This window comes from Janthinobacterium sp. UMAB-60 (assembly GCF_900095235.1).
Lineage (GTDB): Bacteria > Pseudomonadota > Gammaproteobacteria > Burkholderiales > Burkholderiaceae_D > Janthinobacterium.
In genome coordinates, this window is record NZ_LT607485.1 from 272,804 (window position 1) to 288,677 (window position 15,874).

General features: G+C 59.1%; 17 protein-coding genes. 4 read left to right on the top strand and 13 right to left on the bottom strand.

Annotation, left to right across the window (positions count from 1 at the left end):
- The first annotated feature begins 30 nt into the window (after positions 1 to 30).
- Both K0F86_RS09220 and rsgA read left to right on the top strand, forming a co-directional pair.
- Positions 31 to 585 (top strand): hypothetical protein, encoded by a 555-nt coding sequence (locus tag K0F86_RS09220; RefSeq protein WP_219134109.1) that lies wholly within the window; start codon positions 31 to 33, stop codon positions 583 to 585.
- Between the two features lie 336 nt (positions 586 to 921).
- Positions 922 to 1,986, top strand: a complete 1,065-nt coding sequence (gene rsgA / locus K0F86_RS09225; RefSeq protein WP_219134110.1) for a ribosome small subunit-dependent GTPase A — start codon at positions 922 to 924, stop codon at positions 1,984 to 1,986.
- Between the two features lie 75 nt (positions 1,987 to 2,061).
- Here rsgA and K0F86_RS09230 read toward each other — a convergent pair whose 3' ends face one another.
- From K0F86_RS09230 to mnmG, 13 genes are all read right to left on the bottom strand, one after another.
- Positions 2,062 to 2,481, bottom strand: a complete 420-nt coding sequence (locus tag K0F86_RS09230) for a F0F1 ATP synthase subunit epsilon (RefSeq protein WP_096232958.1) — start codon at positions 2,479 to 2,481, stop codon at positions 2,062 to 2,064.
- Between the two features lie 62 nt (positions 2,482 to 2,543).
- Positions 2,544 to 3,944, bottom strand: coding sequence for a F0F1 ATP synthase subunit beta (gene atpD, locus K0F86_RS09235; RefSeq protein ID WP_071080005.1), 1,401 nt, complete (start codon positions 3,942 to 3,944; stop codon positions 2,544 to 2,546).
- 29 nt (positions 3,945 to 3,973) lie between these two features.
- Positions 3,974 to 4,849 (bottom strand): F0F1 ATP synthase subunit gamma, encoded by an 876-nt coding sequence (gene atpG, locus K0F86_RS09240; RefSeq protein WP_070218929.1) that lies wholly within the window; start codon positions 4,847 to 4,849, stop codon positions 3,974 to 3,976.
- Positions 4,850 to 4,911: 62 nt separating this feature from the next.
- Entirely contained in the window at positions 4,912 to 6,453 is a 1,542-nt protein-coding gene (gene atpA / locus K0F86_RS09245) for a F0F1 ATP synthase subunit alpha (RefSeq protein ID WP_096232956.1), read from the bottom strand.
- A 78-nt stretch (positions 6,454 to 6,531) separates the two neighbouring features.
- Positions 6,532 to 7,077 (bottom strand): F0F1 ATP synthase subunit delta, encoded by a 546-nt coding sequence (locus tag K0F86_RS09250; RefSeq protein ID WP_071080008.1) that lies wholly within the window; start codon positions 7,075 to 7,077, stop codon positions 6,532 to 6,534.
- Positions 7,078 to 7,079: 2 nt separating this feature from the next.
- Entirely contained in the window at positions 7,080 to 7,550 is a 471-nt protein-coding gene (locus tag K0F86_RS09255; protein ID WP_219134111.1) for a F0F1 ATP synthase subunit B, read from the bottom strand.
- A 43-nt stretch (positions 7,551 to 7,593) separates the two neighbouring features.
- Positions 7,594 to 7,875, bottom strand: a complete 282-nt coding sequence (atpE, locus tag K0F86_RS09260; protein WP_010393790.1) for a F0F1 ATP synthase subunit C — start codon at positions 7,873 to 7,875, stop codon at positions 7,594 to 7,596.
- 59 nt (positions 7,876 to 7,934) lie between these two features.
- Entirely contained in the window at positions 7,935 to 8,744 is an 810-nt protein-coding gene (gene atpB / locus K0F86_RS09265; RefSeq protein ID WP_096232950.1) for a F0F1 ATP synthase subunit A, read from the bottom strand.
- 51 nt (positions 8,745 to 8,795) lie between these two features.
- Positions 8,796 to 9,164, bottom strand: coding sequence for an ATP synthase subunit I (locus K0F86_RS09270; protein ID WP_096232948.1), 369 nt, complete (start codon positions 9,162 to 9,164; stop codon positions 8,796 to 8,798).
- Positions 9,165 to 9,433: 269 nt separating this feature from the next.
- Positions 9,434 to 10,318 (bottom strand): ParB/RepB/Spo0J family partition protein, encoded by an 885-nt coding sequence (locus K0F86_RS09275; protein ID WP_219134112.1) that lies wholly within the window; start codon positions 10,316 to 10,318, stop codon positions 9,434 to 9,436.
- Between the two features lie 64 nt (positions 10,319 to 10,382).
- The gene (locus K0F86_RS09280) at positions 10,383 to 11,153 is read right to left on the bottom strand and encodes a ParA family protein (RefSeq protein ID WP_096232943.1); all 771 of its coding nucleotides are present in this window, start codon (positions 11,151 to 11,153) and stop codon (positions 10,383 to 10,385) included.
- A gap of 168 nt (positions 11,154 to 11,321) precedes the next feature.
- Positions 11,322 to 11,966, bottom strand: coding sequence for a 16S rRNA (guanine(527)-N(7))-methyltransferase RsmG (gene rsmG, locus K0F86_RS09285; protein ID WP_219134113.1), 645 nt, complete (start codon positions 11,964 to 11,966; stop codon positions 11,322 to 11,324).
- The gene (mnmG, locus tag K0F86_RS09290; RefSeq protein ID WP_219134114.1) at positions 11,963 to 13,900 is read right to left on the bottom strand and encodes a tRNA uridine-5-carboxymethylaminomethyl(34) synthesis enzyme MnmG; all 1,938 of its coding nucleotides are present in this window, start codon (positions 13,898 to 13,900) and stop codon (positions 11,963 to 11,965) included. Before mnmG ends, rsmG begins: the two co-directional genes overlap by 4 nt.
- A 325-nt stretch (positions 13,901 to 14,225) precedes the next feature.
- On the opposite strand from mnmG, the gene sugE reads away from it, so the two are divergent.
- Together sugE and K0F86_RS09300 are read left to right on the top strand one after the other, a co-directional pair.
- Positions 14,226 to 14,546, top strand: a complete 321-nt coding sequence (sugE, locus tag K0F86_RS09295) for a quaternary ammonium compound efflux SMR transporter SugE (RefSeq protein WP_219134115.1) — start codon at positions 14,226 to 14,228, stop codon at positions 14,544 to 14,546.
- A 167-nt stretch (positions 14,547 to 14,713) separates the two neighbouring features.
- A complete protein-coding gene (locus tag K0F86_RS09300) occupies positions 14,714 to 15,871 on the top strand; it encodes an iron-containing alcohol dehydrogenase (protein WP_219134116.1) in 1,158 nt (385 codons plus the stop codon).
- Positions 15,872 to 15,874: the final 3 nt, after the last annotated feature.

The following is a 15,874-nucleotide window of genomic DNA, read 5'->3' on the forward strand; positions in this document are numbered from 1 at the left end:
CTGTCGGCTCATATCCCAACCGTGACTCCCATGCGCCGTTCCGCCCTCCTCGCCCTGCCCCTGCTACTACTGGTTTCCGCCTGTGACGACTACACGGCGCCGAGCCTGTACCAGGCCACCACGCCCGAGTGCAAGACGTGGACGGAAGGTTCGCGCTTCGAGCTGCCGCGCGGTATCAGCGTGTATGCCACGCCACCCGTCACCCTGAAGGAAGGCGGTACGGAACTGGCGCTGATCTTCACCTTGCCCGTCGGTACGCAAGCCAGTTTTACGCGCCTGTCCTTCCTGCTGGAAGAACCGCACAAGGAACCGTTCGCCGAGGCGAAGGTGCTGACCATCTACCAGCGCGGCATGAACCGCAAGGCGGAAATCGTCGACGTCATCGAAACGCTGCCCATCATGTTTTCCGCCGTCGGCAGCAGCAAAGAAACCCAGTGGCGGCTGCGCCTGCAACTGCCGCGCCAGCTGCCGCAGCGCTTTGATCTGTCGATGCCCGACATGCTCGTCGGCGGCAAGCGCTACCCGGTGCGCACGTTTACGTATCGCTATTTCCCCGAGCGCCAGGCTTACGGCATGTGCAGCTAATTCAACAATCGCGCCAACAATGTGTCGGATTACGCCCTGCGGACTAATCCGACCTACGGCATGTGCAGCTGAGGTTGACGGCGGCGTACGCCGCTGGCACACTGGCGTTTTCCCTCACACCTCAGGAGGTGACAACATGCGCCATTCGGATACTGCCGTGCTGTCGGCTGCCTGATCACTGTTTTTCCCGCTAAGACCCTTAGCCCGCTATTGCCCATACGCGTGATCGCGTAGCCGACATCCCCCTTCTTTCGTGCCAGTCATCGCGACTGGCGGTGCCTGCACGCGCAGGCTACACGTCCGCACGCGGACGACAGAATCTGGAATCACGCTACCATGATCGCATTCGATTTTGCGCAACTACGCCTTATCGGGCTGCAGCAGGCCATCGCCAGCGCAGCCACCCAACTCGACATCTCTTCCCCCGCCGCACAACTGCTGCGCGTGAGCGCCGTGCATCGCGACAGCATCGGCGTGCACGACGGCACCAAGGAACACCCGGCGCAGATCCTGCCGCGCCTGCTGCACGCGCTGCAGGCGCAGGACGACGTCCTCACGGTCGGCGACTGGATCGCCGCTGAACACGATCTTCACGGCACGCTGTGGATAACGGCGCACTTATCCCCAGTCACGCAGATCGCCCGGCGCGGCAATGACGGCCGCCGCCAACGGCTCGCCAGCAATGTCGATACGGCCTTGCTGGTGATGGGATTGGATGCGGATTTTAATCCGCGCCGCCTGGAACGTTATCTGGCCATCGTGCTGTCAGCCCAGGTCAGCCCCGTGGTGGTGCTGAGCAAGGCTGACGTGGCCGACGACGTGCCGGGCAAGCTGGCGCAATTGAGACAGCGCCTGCCGCCCCACGTACCGCTGTTTGCCGTCGATACGCGCCATGCATATGACGTGGCCATCCTGGACCCCTGGCTGGGCGCCGGCCAGACCCTGGTGCTGCTCGGTTCATCGGGCGCCGGCAAGTCCAGCCTGACCAACACCCTGTGCGCGGTGGATCAAACGACCAACGGCGTACGCCACGGCGACGGGCGTGGCCGGCATACGACGACGGCCCGCTCGCTGCACCTGTGCGCGCACGGCGCCTGCATCATCGACACGCCGGGCTTGCGCAGCTGGCAGGCCGATGCCGATGCGCAGACCCTGGCCGCCACGTTTGACGACATCGCGGCACTGGCGTCCACCTGCCAGTTCCGCGACTGCCAGCATGCCAGCGAACCCGGTTGCGCCGTGCGCGGCGCTGTTGATGGGGACCGCCTGCGCAATTATCACAAGCTGCTGCGCGACGCGCGCCGTGGCGAGGCAACGCCGCTCGAGCGCATTGCCGCGCGCGCCAAGTGGAAGACGATATTGAAGGCGGGACTGGAAAGGGGCAAGGACAAGCGCCGCTGATTTTGACTGAAATCAGTTTGCTGAAAAAAAAGGCAGCCCGCAGGCTGCCTTTTTGTATTACTGCTTGCGAGCAAATTAATGCTTGCGCAGCTTCTGGATCGCTGCCAGCTGCGCAATCGCGCTGGCCAGCTCGGCTTGCGCTTGCGCGTAGTCGATGCCCGAATCCTTGTTGTGGATATTTTCTTCCGCCAACTTCTTCGCTTCCAGCGCTTTCGCTTCGTCGAGGTCGTGACCGCGGATCGCGGTATCGGCCAGGACGGTCACGGTGTCCGGTTGCACTTCCAGCAAGCCGCCGGCAACGAAGACGAATACTTCTTCAGCCTGACCGACTACCTTGATGCGGACCGCGCCCGGACGGATGCGGGTAATCAAAGGCGTGTGGCGTGGGTAAATACCCAGCTCGCCCTGTTCACCCGGCAACGCGACGAATTCTGCTTCGCCTGAAAAAATCAGTTCTTCAGCGGAAACCACGTCAACGTGAATTGTGTGTGCCATGTGTGTCCTATCGGGTTGAAGAACCCCGCCGTGTAAAGGGCGGGGTTAGGCCCAGACTTAACTTAGTTAAGTTTCTTGGCTTTTTCGATTGCTTCTTCGATCGTGCCGACCATGTAGAACGCTTGTTCCGGCAGGTGATCGAGTTCGCCCGAAGCGATCATTTTGAAGCCCTTGATCGTGTCTTTGAGCGAAACGTATTTACCAGGCGCGCCGGTAAAGACTTCAGCGACGTGGAAAGGCTGCGACAGGAAACGCTGCATCTTACGTGCACGGGCAACCAGCAGTTTGTCTTCCGGTGCCAGCTCGTCCATACCCAGAATCGCGATAATGTCGCGCAATTCCTTGTAGCGTTGCAGGGTCGTTTGCACGGCACGCGCGGTGTCATAGTGCTCTTGACCAACGATCAACGGATCGAGCTGACGCGAGGTCGAATCGAGTGGGTCCACGGCTGGGTAGATACCCAGGGAAGCGATGTCACGCGACAGCGCAACGGTCGAATCCAAGTGAGCAAACGTGGTAGCAGGCGACGGATCGGTGTAATCATCGGCAGGAACGTAGACGGCCTGGATCGAGGTGATCGAACCGGTCTTGGTCGACGTGATACGCTCTTGCAGACGGCCCATTTCTTCAGCCAGGGTCGGTTGGTAACCCACAGCCGACGGCATACGGCCCAGCAGTGCCGAGACTTCGGTACCGGCCAGCGTAAAGCGGTAGATGTTGTCGACGAAGAACAGAACGTCCTTGCCTTCATCACGGAACGATTCAGCGATCGTCAGGCCGGTCAGCGCAACGCGCAGACGGTTACCTGGCGGCTCATTCATCTGACCGTAGACCATCGCCACTTTGGAGTTCTCTGGATTTTCCAGATCGACCACTTTCGCGTCAGCCATCTCGTGGTAGAAGTCGTTACCTTCACGCGTACGCTCACCCACACCGGCGAACACGGACACGCCGCTGTGCGCTTTGGCGATGTTGTTAATCAATTCCATCATGTTGACGGTCTTGCCTACGCCAGCGCCGCCGAACAGACCAACTTTACCGCCTTTTGCAAACGGGCAAACCAGATCGATCACCTTGATGCCGGTTTCCAGCAGTTCTTGCGATGGCGACAGTTCGTCGTATGCAGGAGCGGTGCGGTGGATCGACGCGACTTGCTCGTGCGACACTGGGCCGCATTCGTCGATCGGGTTGCCCAACACGTCCATGATGCGACCCAGGGTTGCTTTACCGACTGGCACCATGATAGGTTTGCCGGTATTCTGGATCATCATGCCGCGACGCAAGCCATCGGACGTGCCGAGTGCAATGGTACGGACAATGCCGTCGCCCAACTGCTGTTGTACTTCCAGGGTCAGTTCCGAGCCTGCCATCTTCAAGGCATCAAATACCTTAGGCATCGCGTTGCGGGGAAATTCAACGTCCACCACAGCGCCGATACACTGAACGATTTTGCCATCAGCCATGTTCGTTCCTTCAATATAGTTAAATTCGTTTAAACCGCAGCCGCACCGGCGACGATTTCGGAGAGTTCTTTGGTAATCGCAGCTTGGCGGGTCTTGTTGTAGATCAGCTTCAGTTCGCCGATCACACTACCCGCGTTGTCGCTTGCAGCTTTCATCGCGACCATCCGTGCCGATTGCTCGGACGCCAGATTCTCCGCGACTGCCTGGTACACCAGCGCTTCTACATAGCGCTCCAGCAATTCGTCGATGATGCTTTGCGCATCCGGCTCGTAGATGTAATCCCACGAGTGTGCGCTCTTGTCGGCGACCATCTTGTCAGCCGTCAGGGGCAGCAACTGTTCGACCACTGGTTCCTGCTTCATCGTGTTGATGAATTTGGTGTAGCACAGGTACACTGCGTCGAGCTTGCCTGCCTGGAACTCTTCGAGCATGACCTTGACAGGTCCGATCAATTTGTCCAGGTGGGGCGTATCACCAGTTTGAATGGCAGAAGCGACGATCTTGACGCCGATGCGATTCAAAAAACCCAAACCCTTGTTACCGATGGCAACTGCTTCAATCCGGTTGCCAGCCGCTTCCAGCTCGCGCGACTTCGACGTCACCTGGCGCAGGATGTTGGTGTTCATGCCGCCGCACAGACCCTTGTCGGTCGTGACAACGATGAAACCGACTGCCTTCGCTTGCGTACCCTGGGCAACTGCCAGGAACGGGTGCGTGTATTCCGGATTGGCATTCGCCAGATTGGCGGCGATATTCCGAATCTTGTCACTATAGGGACGAGCGGCCCGCATCCGGTCTTGCGCCTTGCGCATTTTGGACGCGGCGACCATTTCCATCGCCTTGGTGATCTTCTTCGTATTCTCTACGCTCTTGATCTTGCCTCGTATCTCTTTGCTTGATGCCATGAGTCCTTACTCCTTCTGCGCGTAGGGCGGCGCCTCACTCGAGGTGGGCGCCGCCTGGCCGCTTAATATGCGCCGGATTTCTTGAAATCAGCAATGGCCGCCGACAGAGTTGCTTCGCTGTCTTTGTCGAGTTGCTTGGTTTCTTCGATCTTGGCCAGCAGAGCAGCTTGCTTGGTCTTCATGTAAGCGTGGACACCAGCTTCGAACGACAGCACTTGCTTGACTGGCACGTCGTCCATGAAGCCTTTGTTCACCGAGAACAGCGATACGGCCATCAGCGAGATCGACAGTGGCGAGTACTGGGCTTGCTTGAGCAATTCCGTCACGCGGGCACCACGGTCCAGCTGCTTGCGGGTCGATTCATCCAGGTCGGATGCGAACTGCGCAAACGCGGCCAGTTCACGGTACTGCGCCAAGTCGGTACGGATACCGCCGGACAGGTTTTTGATGACCTTGGTCTGGGCGGCGCCACCGACGCGCGATACGGAAATACCGGCGTTAATCGCAGGACGGATACCGGCGTTGAACAGCGAGGTTTCCAGGAAGATCTGACCGTCGGTAATCGAAATCACGTTGGTTGGAACGAATGCGGACACGTCGCCAGCTTGCGTTTCAATGATCGGCAGTGCCGTCAGGGAACCGGTCTTGCCTTTGACGGCGCCGTCGGTGAACTTCTCGACGTAGGCGGCATTCACGCGTGCTGCGCGTTCCAGCAGGCGGCTGTGCAGGTAGAACACGTCGCCTGGGTATGCTTCGCGACCTGGTGGACGGCGCAACAGCAGCGAGATTTGACGGTATGCAACAGCTTGTTTGGACAGATCATCGTAGACGATCAGTGCATCTTCACCGCGGTCACGGAAGTATTCGCCCATGGCGCAACCGGAGTACGGCGAGATGTATTGCATGGCGGCCGATTCCGAAGCGGAAGCGGCGACAACGATGGTGTATTCCATCGCGCCGTGCTGTTCCAGCGAGCGCACGATGTTCTTGATCGACGAGGCTTTTTGGCCAATCGCGACGTAGATACATTTCATGCCCTGGCCTTTTTGATTGATGATCGCATCAATCGCCACAGCCGACTTGCCGGTCTGACGGTCGCCGATGATCAGTTCACGCTGGCCGCGGCCAACTGGAACCATCGCATCGATCGACTTCAGGCCGGTTTGCATTGGTTGCGAAACGGACTCACGGGCGATCACGCCCGGAGCGATTTTTTCAATCGCGGCCGTCAGTTTCGTGTCGATGGCGCCTTTGCCGTCGATTGGCTGACCCAGCGCGTTGACAACGCGGCCGAGCAGCTCAGGACCAATTGGCACTTCCAGAATGCGGCCGGTGCATTTCACCGTGTCGCCTTCGGAGATGTGCTCGTAGGCACCCAGAATCACGGAACCGACGGAGTCGCGTTCCAGATTCATTGCCAGGCCAAACGTGTTGCCTGGGAATTCCAGCATCTCGCCTTGCATCACGTCCGACAAACCGTGGATGCGGCAGATACCGTCGGCGACGGAAATAACCGTGCCTTGATTACGCACTTCAGCGCCGCCGTCAAGACCTTGGATCCGGCTCTTGATCAACTCGCTGATTTCAGATGGGTTGAGTTGCATACTAACTCCTAAAAGTGTTTCTCTCAGCTTGCGCGAGGGGTAAGGGTCTGTCTTAGCTGGCCTGCCGAAGCGCGTGTCTTACGACACCAATGCAGCGTGCAGTTGCTGCAGCTTGGCGCGCACCGAGGTATCGAGCACTTGGTCGCCAACAACCACGCGCACGCCGCCGAGCAGCGATGGATCCACTGTGACGGCAGGGTTGAGCTTACGACTGAATTTCTTTTCCAGCGTTGCGACCAGCTCGGCCGTTTGGCCTTCGCTCAGATCGAAAGCGCTCGTGATCTCGGCGTCAGCCGCACCTTCCAGACCATTTTTCAAGGCATGGAATTGCGCGCCGATTTCCGGCAGCAGGCTGATGCGGCCATTTTCGATCAACAACGTGACGAAGTTTTTGACCTCTTCATTGAGCGGCGATTTCAACAACGACAGGATGGTGGCGGCGACGTCGCTTTCCGAAACTTTCGGATTGCGCGCGTACGCCTGTACCTCGGGGTGGCTACCGATCTGTGCCAGTTCGGACACCAGTTCGGACCACGCCGCGAGGTTGCTTGACTCCTTACCAGCTTGGGCTACGCGGAACAAAGCTTCCGCGTAGGGACGGGCGACGGTTGCGAGTTCTGCCATGATTACAGCTCGACAGCAAGACGCTGCAACATTTCGGCGTGAGCCGTAGCGTTGACTTCACGCTTCAAGATCTGCTCGGCACCCTTGACAGCCAGGTCAGCCACCTGAGCGCGCAATTGTTCGCGTGCTTTCGACAGTTGCTGTTCGGCGTCCGACTGGGCTTGCGCAATGATACGCGCAGCTTCAGCTTGTGCATTTTGCTTGATCTCTTCAGCAACCAGCTGCGCGCGCTTTTCAGCATCCGCAACGCGTTGCGACGCTTCTTCACGTGCACTGTTCAATGCCTCTTGCGCACGCTTCTCAGCGACAGCCATCGAAGCCTGACCTTGATCGGCCGCAGCCAATCCATCCGCGATTCGTTTGGCACGCTCATCCAGCGCTGCGTTCAGCGCTGGAAATACGAACTTCATCGAGACCCAGACCAACACCGCGAAGGTGATCATCTGGCCGATGAGCGACATATTGATGTCCATACCTTTGCTCCTGACTAAAAGTTTCTCCTAGGATTGGAGCGAATTACTGAGCAACAGCAGCCATCAATGGAGCCAGGAACGGGTTAGCGAACGTGTACAGCAGAGCGATACCAACGCCGATCATCGAGATAGCATCCAGCAGACCAGCGATAACGAACAGTTTGGTTTGCAGTTGTGGCATCAGTTCTGGTTGACGTGCCGAAGCTTCCAGGAATTTGCCACCCAGAATAGCGAAGCCCAGAGCGGTGCCGATTGCGGCCAGGCCGATGATGATTGCTGCTGCCAGAACGGTCATGCTTTGTACTTGTGCGATCAGAGCTTGCATAAAATTCTCCTAAATTTAAAAACGAAAGATACTAAAAAAACAAAATATAAAGTTGCTGATTAATGTTTCTCAACCGCAAGGCTCAGATACACAACCGTCAACGCCATAAACACAAAAGCTTGCAAAGTTACAATCAAGATATGGAAAATTGCCCATGGACCACCCAACGCCCACTGTGCCCACCAAGGCAACAACGCGATCAAGATGAAAATCAGCTCACCGGCATACATATTGCCGAACAGTCGCAGCGACAGGGAGATCAGTTTTGCAACCAACTCAACCATTTGCAGCAAGAAATTAACTGGTGCCAACAAGATCGTGCCGATGATGCCACTTGCATGGAAAGGCGCGGTAAACAATTCCTTGATCCAGCCACCCAGGCCCTTGGCCTTGATGGAAAACGCGATAATGCACACAACGACCGACAACGACATGCCAAAAGTATGGTTGACGTCGGCGGTCGGCACCACGCGCAGCTTGTGCACGCCAAACCAGCTCAACACTGTCGGCAGCAGGTCAACCGGCAGGAAGTCCATTGCGTTCAACAACCAGACCCAGACGAAAATCGTGATGGCCAGCGGCGCGATGATCTTGCTTTTTGCGTGGAAGGCCCCATTAATAGTTTCATTGACCATTTCCATGATCATTTCGACGAAGTTTTGCAGTTTGCCAGGAACACCGGCCGTCGCGCGGCGCGAAGCCATGTAGAAAACGGCAAGGAAAACAAAGCCCATGATGGCAGACACCCAGAAGGTGTCCAGATTGAAGGCGCCATCGGCGCTTTTCAAGTGGGTCAAGTGGTGGCTGATGTATTCTGTGGCGTTGGCCGGGGCAGCATGGCCCGCTTCAATAGCGTGTTCTGTGGTCATAATGAATTTAGATTTGTCGTTTCAGAGCACAACAGGCCCCAAAACCAATGATTAAACAGCGAGCAATGAAAACCAGTATGCTAAGGTTGCCACCGCGAAACCCAAGATCAGCCATAACCAGGCGGCCGACTGAAACAACACCAGTGCTAATATAAACAGCACCGCTGTAATAAATATTTTCACCATTTCCGCACGCAAGTGCGCGCGAAAAGCCTTTTTGGCGTCGCTACTACCGCGAACCACCAGCAAGGCATACGCCAGACTCCCGGCGACGGCGATCGCACCGCCGCATGCGGCGGACCAGCCTCTCACACTACCACCGAAAAACAGGGTGACTGTGGCAAAGCTGATCACGATTGCTAGCTGCAAGGCAACTACTTTGTAGACGGGCTTGGCAATACTCTGTTGTGAATCACTCAATTGCCAGGTTCCCAAAAAAATCTACACACGCAAAGACACGGGATTATAGTTGGCTTTGATCTATAGAGTCAAACGTTGCTGCACCGCAGCAGGGCGATTGCGGCGTGAAACTGACGCTTTACCGACTATTCGCCGCCATTTGCACCACTATATGGCAAAGTCGCTTGTCTGGCCGCTTCCAGCCGTGTTATCAAGGAATCACGTGGTGCATCTGGAAAGCATGGCCGGATTGGCCACGCCGCACTCCCCCTGTCTTTACAGCTTGCTATTTAACCACGCAAGCGGGTCAACAAGCCATCGAGCACGTCAAGATCGGCAAAATCGATCACTAATTGGCCACGGCCTTTGTTGCCCATTTTGAACACCACGGGCGTGGCCAGCGCATCGGACAACTCTTCTTCCAGGCGCGCGATGTCGCCGGACTTTTCCTTTAGCCGCGGCTCGACCGGGTTGGCCGCTTCCTCGACCGTGCGGGTGACGAGCTTTTCCGTTTCGCGCACCGACAGGCGCTTGGCGACGACCTGGTTGGCCAGCGTGATCTGGCTGGCCGCATCGACGGCCAGCAAGGCGCGCGCATGGCCCATGTCGATATCGCCGGCCATCAGCATGGTCTGCACGGGATGGGCCAGGTTCATCAGGCGCAGCAGGTTCGACACCGCGCTGCGCGAGCGTCCCAGCGCAGTGGCCGCTTGCTCATGCGTGAAACTGAAGTCGGCGATCAGGCGGTGAATACCCTGCGCCTCTTCCAGCGGATTCAAGTCTTCGCGCTGGATGTTCTCGATCAGGGCCATGGCGGCGGCGGCCAGGTCGTCCACGTCGCGCACCAGCACCGGCACTTCCGTCAGGCCGGCCAGTTGCGAGGCGCGGAAACGGCGTTCGCCGGCGATGATTTCATATTTGACAAGTCCGCTCAGGGTGTCTTGCCCGATCGGCCGCACCAGGATCGGCTGCATCAGTCCTTGCGCCTTGATCGAGGCGGCCAGTTCATTCAGGGCCCCCTCGTCCATGCGCGTGCGCGGCTGGTATTTACCGGCTTGCATTTGCGACACGGGCAAGCTGGAGGGTTGATGCGTGTCCGGGCTGGCGAAGTCGCCGCCGCCACCCAGGAGGGCGTCGAGTCCGCGACCCAGTCCTTTTAATTTTTTCGTAGCCATGTTGTCCTAATCGTGTTTTCAGAGTAAGCGCTCACATCATTCCTTGCGAGTCGCTCGCCCTTTGTTACATATGTTTGATGCGCTCGACCATCTCGGCGCCGAAGGCGATATACGCCTGGGCACCTTTCGAGCTGGGGTCGAAGGTCACGCCGGGCAGGCCGTACGATGGAGCTTCGGCCAGGCGCACATTGCGCGGGATGATGGTCTTGAAGACCTTGTCGCCGAAATGCTGTTCCAGTTGGGCCGACACCTGTTGCGATAATGTCATGCGCGGATCGAACATCACGCGCAAGAGACCAATGATCTTCAAGTCCGGGTTCAGGTTGGCATGCACCTTCTTGATGGTGTTGACCAGGTCCGACAAGCCTTCCAGCGCGTAGTACTCGCACTGCATCGGGATGATCACGCCATGCGCGGCGCACAGGCCGTTCAGGGTCAGCATCGATAATGCCGGTGGGCAATCAACGAGGATGAAGTCGTATTCGCTGTCCACTTCGGCCAGCGCATCCTTCAGGCGGCGTTCGCGGTTGTCCAGTTCGACCATCTCCACTTCGGCGCCGGCCAGCTCGCGGTTCGACGGCAAGACATCGAAGCGCCCCGCTTCCGAACGCTGGCGTGCCGTCTTGACATCGGACTCGCCCAGCATGACTTCATAGGTCGACGCCTTGAGGCCGGCCTTGTTGATGCCGGCGCCCATGGTCGCATTGCCCTGCGGGTCGAGGTCGACCAGCAGCACGCGCTGGTTCAACTTGGCCAGACCGGCGGAAAGGTTGACGCTTGTTGTGGTTTTACCAACACCACCCTTTTGATTTGCTACACAAAAAATTTTGGCCATGTATCTTCTAGTTGTAAAGAGATGCAAACTTCATCGTGCGCCCCGGCATCCGGCCGAAACGATTTATACTATTTATTTCATTTATACGATATAAATCGTTTATACGGTTTATATCATTTATACCGTATAAACTATTTATATGATTTATACCATTTAATTTTTCGGCCTTTACATTCTTGCTATAAAGACCAGATGTCGCTCTGCATTTAGCCCTGGCACCTGGATGGCGCGTAATTGCGTCACTTGCCAGTCTGCCGGCAGTCTCTCTCTCTCGTCTGGCGGTGCCACCCCTTTCAAAGCGATGAATTGTCCGCCCTCGGCCAGTACGTGGTTCGACCAGTTGACGAAATCGGACAGGTCGGCAAAGGCGCGCGAGGTGATCACGTCGAATTTCTGCGGCACTTCCAGCTGTTCCACGCGCTTGGTGTACACGGTGACGTTGGCGAGCCCCAGTTCCGCCTTCACTTGCGTCAGGAATGCCGTCTTCTTATGCACCGTGTCGATCATCGACACTTTGATATCGGGCCGCGCGATGGCCAGGACCATGCCCGGCAAGCCGCCACCGGCGCCCACGTCGAGCACGTTTTTGGCGTCCGCGAACGCGGGCACGGCGGCCAGCGAGTCGAGCACGTGCAGGGTCAGCATCTGCATCGGATCGCGCACCGACGTCAGGTTGTACACGCTGTTCCATTTGGCCAGCAAGGCCAGGTAATCGAGCAGTTTTTCCGTCTGATCCGCGCTCAAGTCCAGCTCCAGCGCGGCGATGCCTTCATTCAAAATGGGGGCCAGTGCGGCCCGGTCAAACTGCTTCATTCAACAACCTCGTCCTTTAAAATGGTGGTCTGCGCGGCACCGAAGCCGCGCTTTTTCAAGTGCACCAGCAGCAGCGAAATCGCCGCCGGCGTCACGCCCGAAATGCGCGAGGCCTGGCCCAGGGTTTCCGGGCGCTGCTTGTCGAGTTTTTGCCGCACTTCGACCGACAGCGCGCCGATGTCCAGGTAATTAAAACCGGCCGGCAAGGCCAGATTTTCATAGTGTTCGTGGCGCTCGATTTCCTTGCTCTGGCGCTCGATGTAGCCCGCATATTTGAGCTGGATTTCCACCTGCTCGCGCACGGCGGGGTCTTCCACGCCGGGGCCGGCCAGGGCCTGGCCTGCGATGCCCGTCATGCCCATCAGGGTGTCGTAGGCGACGTTCGGGCGGCACAACAAGTCCGCCAGCGAATACTCGCGCTCGATGGCCTGGCCGACGATGCGTTCCGATTCGGCGGCCGCCAGGATGCGCGGATTGACCCACGTGGAACGCAGGCGCTGCAGTTCCAGCGCTACCGCTTCGCGCTTGGTCTCGAACGCTTGCCATTGGGCGTCGCCGACGCAGCCCAGGGTGCGGCCGATTTCCGTCAGGCGCATGTCGGCATTGTCTTCGCGCAGGCTCAGGCGATACTCGGCGCGGCTGGTGAACATGCGGTACGGTTCCTGCACGCCCTGGGTGATCAGATCGTCGACCAGCACGCCCAGATACGCCTCGGAACGGCCCGGTACCCAGGCTTCCTTGTCCTGCGTCAGCAAAGCCGCATTCAGGCCCGCCAGCATGCCTTGCGCGGCCGCTTCCTCGTAGCCGGTGGTGCCGTTGATCTGGCCGGCGAAGAACAGGCCCGCCACGGCCTTCGTTTCCAGCGAGGCCTTCAAGCCGCGCGGGTCGAAATAGTCGTATTCGATGGCATAGCCGGGGCGCAGGATGTGGGCGTTTTCCATGCCCTTCATCGATTGCACCAGGGCGATCTGCACGTCGAACGGCAGGCTCGTAGAGATGCCGTTCGGATAGAACTCGTGCGTCGTCAAGCCTTCCGGCTCGAGGAAGATCTGGTGCGATTCCTTGCCCGCGAAACGGTGGATCTTGTCTTCGATGGACGGGCAATAGCGGGGGCCCACGCCCTCGATGACGCCCGTGTACATGGGGCTGCGGTCGAGGCCGGCGCGGATGATGTCGTGCGTCTGGCTATTCGTATGCGTGACCCAGCACGGCACCTGGCGCGGGTGCATGGCCGTGTTGCCCATGACCGAAAACACGGGCACGGGATCGAGGTCGCCCGGCTGTTCTTGCATCACGGAAAAGTCGATCGTGCGGCCATCGATGCGCGGCGGCGTGCCCGTTTTCAAGCGGCCCTGCGGCAGTTTCAATTCCTTCAACCGGGCGGACAGCGAGATGGCCGGCGGGTCGCCGGCGCGGCCGGCCGAGTAATTATTCAAGCCCACGTGGATCTTGCCGTCGAGGAAAGTGCCCGCCGTCAGCACCACGGCGCGCGACAGGAACTTCAAACCGATCTGCGTCACGGCGCCGACGACCCGCTCGCCTTCGACGATCAGGTCATCGACCGCTTGCTGGAACAGCCACAGATTCGGCTGGTTTTCCAGGCGCGTACGGATGGCGGCCTTGTACAAAATACGGTCGGCCTGGGCGCGCGTGGCGCGGACTGCCGGGCCTTTCGAGGAGTTCAGGATGCGGAACTGGATGCCGGACTCGTCGGTGGCAATCGCCATCGCGCCGCCCATGGCATCGACCTCCTTGACCAGGTGGCCCTTGCCGATGCCACCGATGGAGGGGTTGCACGACATCTGGCCCAGTGTCTCAATATTATGCGTGAGCAATAGCGTCTTCTGCCCCATGCGGGCGGAAGCGAGGGCCGCCTCGGTACCGGCGTGACCACCACCGACAACGATGACGTCGAATTCTGTAGGAAATAACATGATAAATAGGTAACAGTGCAAGTAAAAATGCGGGAAGAGAGCTCCGATTATAGAGTCTTTTTGCGAGCGCAACCTTCCACGGGCCAATTTTTGCTTAATTTTTACTCAGCAGTGACAAGGAAGCGGTGATTTCTGTTTCACGTGGAACACGCAGCAGACCCAGGAGGGGACTGCAGGGACTGCAGTGTCCTGCAATGTTTGCTACAATTGCCGCATCGTCCGCAACCGTGGTCACGCCAGTGGCCATCGCGACGATCATCCAGGAGGACGGCCTCCCCCATCATGGGCACACACCGGGACGGCCCGCTCTGTATAAGGAGCCGCCATGGCCTGGATACTTTTACTCATTGCCGGCATGTTGGAAGTCGTGTGGGCATACTCGATGAAACTCTCCGAGGGTTTCAGCAAACTCACCCCTTCCGTCATTACCGTCGTCATGATGATCGCCAGCTTCGGCTTGCTGTCGATTGCCATGCGCACCCTGCCCCTGGGCACGGCCTACACCATCTGGACCGGCATCGGCGCCGTCGGCGCCTTCATCGTCGGCATCGTCTTTCTGGACGAGCAAGTCAACACCATGCGCGTGTGCGCCGCCGTCCTCATCGTGTGCGGCATCGTGCTGATGAAACTGTCGTCCAGCCACTGAGAGGAATCCCCATGGGTTTTCTGAGCGTGCTGGCCATCGGCCTGGCGTATGAATGGAAACGCGGCGCGCTGGAGTGGGAGTAAGCCCCGCTTCTGGTTCCACGTGAAACAGGCGCACGGCGGAAAAGCGGAGTAAGCTTGCTGTCATCGTTCCCGCCAGGAGTACGCATGTCCGCCTTCCAGTTCCGCACCGTGCCGCATCTGATCGTTGAACCAGGCGCCGCCACCCAACTGGGCGCGCACGTCGCCCATCACTTCCCCACCGTGCGCCGCGCCCTGCTCGTCACCGACGCGGGCTTCCTGCGCACGGGCCTGGCCGATGCCCCCCTGCACAGCCTGCTGGCGGCGGGTATCGAAGCACACGTCTTTGCCGACGTGCAAGCCGATCCCTCGGAAGCCATCGTGCTGGCCGGTGTGGCGCAGGCCCAGATGTTTCACGTGGAACTGATTATCGGCCTCGGTGGCGGCAGCTCGCTGGACGTGGCCAAGCTGATCGCCGTGTTGGCGCCGGGCCGCCAGGAACTGGCGCAACTGTATGGCATCGGCAATGTCCATGGCCAGCGCCTGCCTCTGGTGCAATTGCCCACCACGGCCGGCACCGGTTCGGAGGTGACGCACATCGCCATCGTCACCACGGGTGCCACCAGCAAGATGGGCGTGGTCGCGCCGCAACTGTATGCGGACCTGGCCATCCTCGACGCCAGCCTGACCCTGGGCTTGCCGCCCGCCGTGACGGCCGCCACCGGCATCGACGCGATGGTGCATGCGATCGAAGCGTACACCAGCCGCCTGCTGAAAAATCCCCTGTCCGATATGCTGGCCACGCAGGCGCTGTCGCTGCTCTCCAGCAACCTGCTTACCGCCTGCCGCGACGGCAGCAACTTGCCGGCACGCCAGGCCATGCTGCTCGGCGCCATGCTGGCCGGCCAAGCGTTTGCCAATGCGCCCGTGGCCGCCGTGCACGCGCTTGCCTATCCCATCGGGGGACTGTTTCACGTGCCACACGGCCTGTCGAATGCGCTGGTGCTGCCGCACGTGCTGCGTTTCAATTTGTCCCACGCGGCGCCGCTGTATGCGCAACTGGCGGCCGTCTTGCAGCCCGGCATCGTGGGCAGCGAGGAAGCGCGGGCCGTGGCCCTGATCGACGCCATGCAGGCGCTGGCGCGCGCCACCGGTATCGCGCGTACCCTGCGCGAGGTGGGCATCGCGGCCAGCGACCTCGATCGGCTGGCCGACGGCGCCATGCTGCAGACGCGATTGCTGGGCAACAATCCGCGCGTCGTGACACGCGAGGATGCCCGCGCCATCTATGCGGCAGCGCTATGAGAC

What these genes read in the sequence shown, in the direction of transcription:
- K0F86_RS09250 (WP_071080008.1), bottom strand. Translation starts at nt 7,077, where the DNA reads ATGGCAGAACTCGCAACCGTCGCCCGTCCCTACGCGGAAGCTTTGTTC.
- K0F86_RS09230 (WP_096232958.1), bottom strand. Translation starts at nt 2,481, where the DNA reads ATGGCACACACAATTCACGTTGACGTGGTTTCCGCTGAAGAACTGATT.
- atpB (WP_096232950.1), bottom strand. Translation starts at nt 8,744, where the DNA reads ATGACCACAGAACACGCTATTGAAGCGGGCCATGCTGCCCCGGCCAAC.
- atpA (WP_096232956.1), bottom strand. Translation starts at nt 6,453, where the DNA reads ATGCAACTCAACCCATCTGAAATCAGCGAGTTGATCAAGAGCCGGATC.
- K0F86_RS09220 (WP_219134109.1), top strand. Translation starts at nt 31, where the DNA reads ATGCGCCGTTCCGCCCTCCTCGCCCTGCCCCTGCTACTACTGGTTTCC.
- K0F86_RS09255 (WP_219134111.1), bottom strand. Translation starts at nt 7,550, where the DNA reads ATGGACATCAATATGTCGCTCATCGGCCAGATGATCACCTTCGCGGTG.
- atpG (WP_070218929.1), bottom strand. Translation starts at nt 4,849, where the DNA reads ATGGCATCAAGCAAAGAGATACGAGGCAAGATCAAGAGCGTAGAGAAT.
- mnmG (WP_219134114.1), bottom strand. Translation starts at nt 13,900, where the DNA reads ATGTTATTTCCTACAGAATTCGACGTCATCGTTGTCGGTGGTGGTCAC.
- rsmG (WP_219134113.1), bottom strand. Translation starts at nt 11,966, where the DNA reads ATGAAGCAGTTTGACCGGGCCGCACTGGCCCCCATTTTGAATGAAGGC.
- atpE (WP_010393790.1), bottom strand. Translation starts at nt 7,875, where the DNA reads ATGCAAGCTCTGATCGCACAAGTACAAAGCATGACCGTTCTGGCAGCA.
- K0F86_RS09300 (WP_219134116.1), top strand. Translation starts at nt 14,714, where the DNA reads ATGTCCGCCTTCCAGTTCCGCACCGTGCCGCATCTGATCGTTGAACCA.
- atpD (WP_071080005.1), bottom strand. Translation starts at nt 3,944, where the DNA reads ATGGCTGATGGCAAAATCGTTCAGTGTATCGGCGCTGTGGTGGACGTT.
- K0F86_RS09275 (WP_219134112.1), bottom strand. Translation starts at nt 10,318, where the DNA reads ATGGCTACGAAAAAATTAAAAGGACTGGGTCGCGGACTCGACGCCCTC.
- rsgA (WP_219134110.1), top strand. Translation starts at nt 922, where the DNA reads ATGATCGCATTCGATTTTGCGCAACTACGCCTTATCGGGCTGCAGCAG.
- sugE (WP_219134115.1), top strand. Translation starts at nt 14,226, where the DNA reads ATGGCCTGGATACTTTTACTCATTGCCGGCATGTTGGAAGTCGTGTGG.
- K0F86_RS09280 (WP_096232943.1), bottom strand. Translation starts at nt 11,153, where the DNA reads ATGGCCAAAATTTTTTGTGTAGCAAATCAAAAGGGTGGTGTTGGTAAA.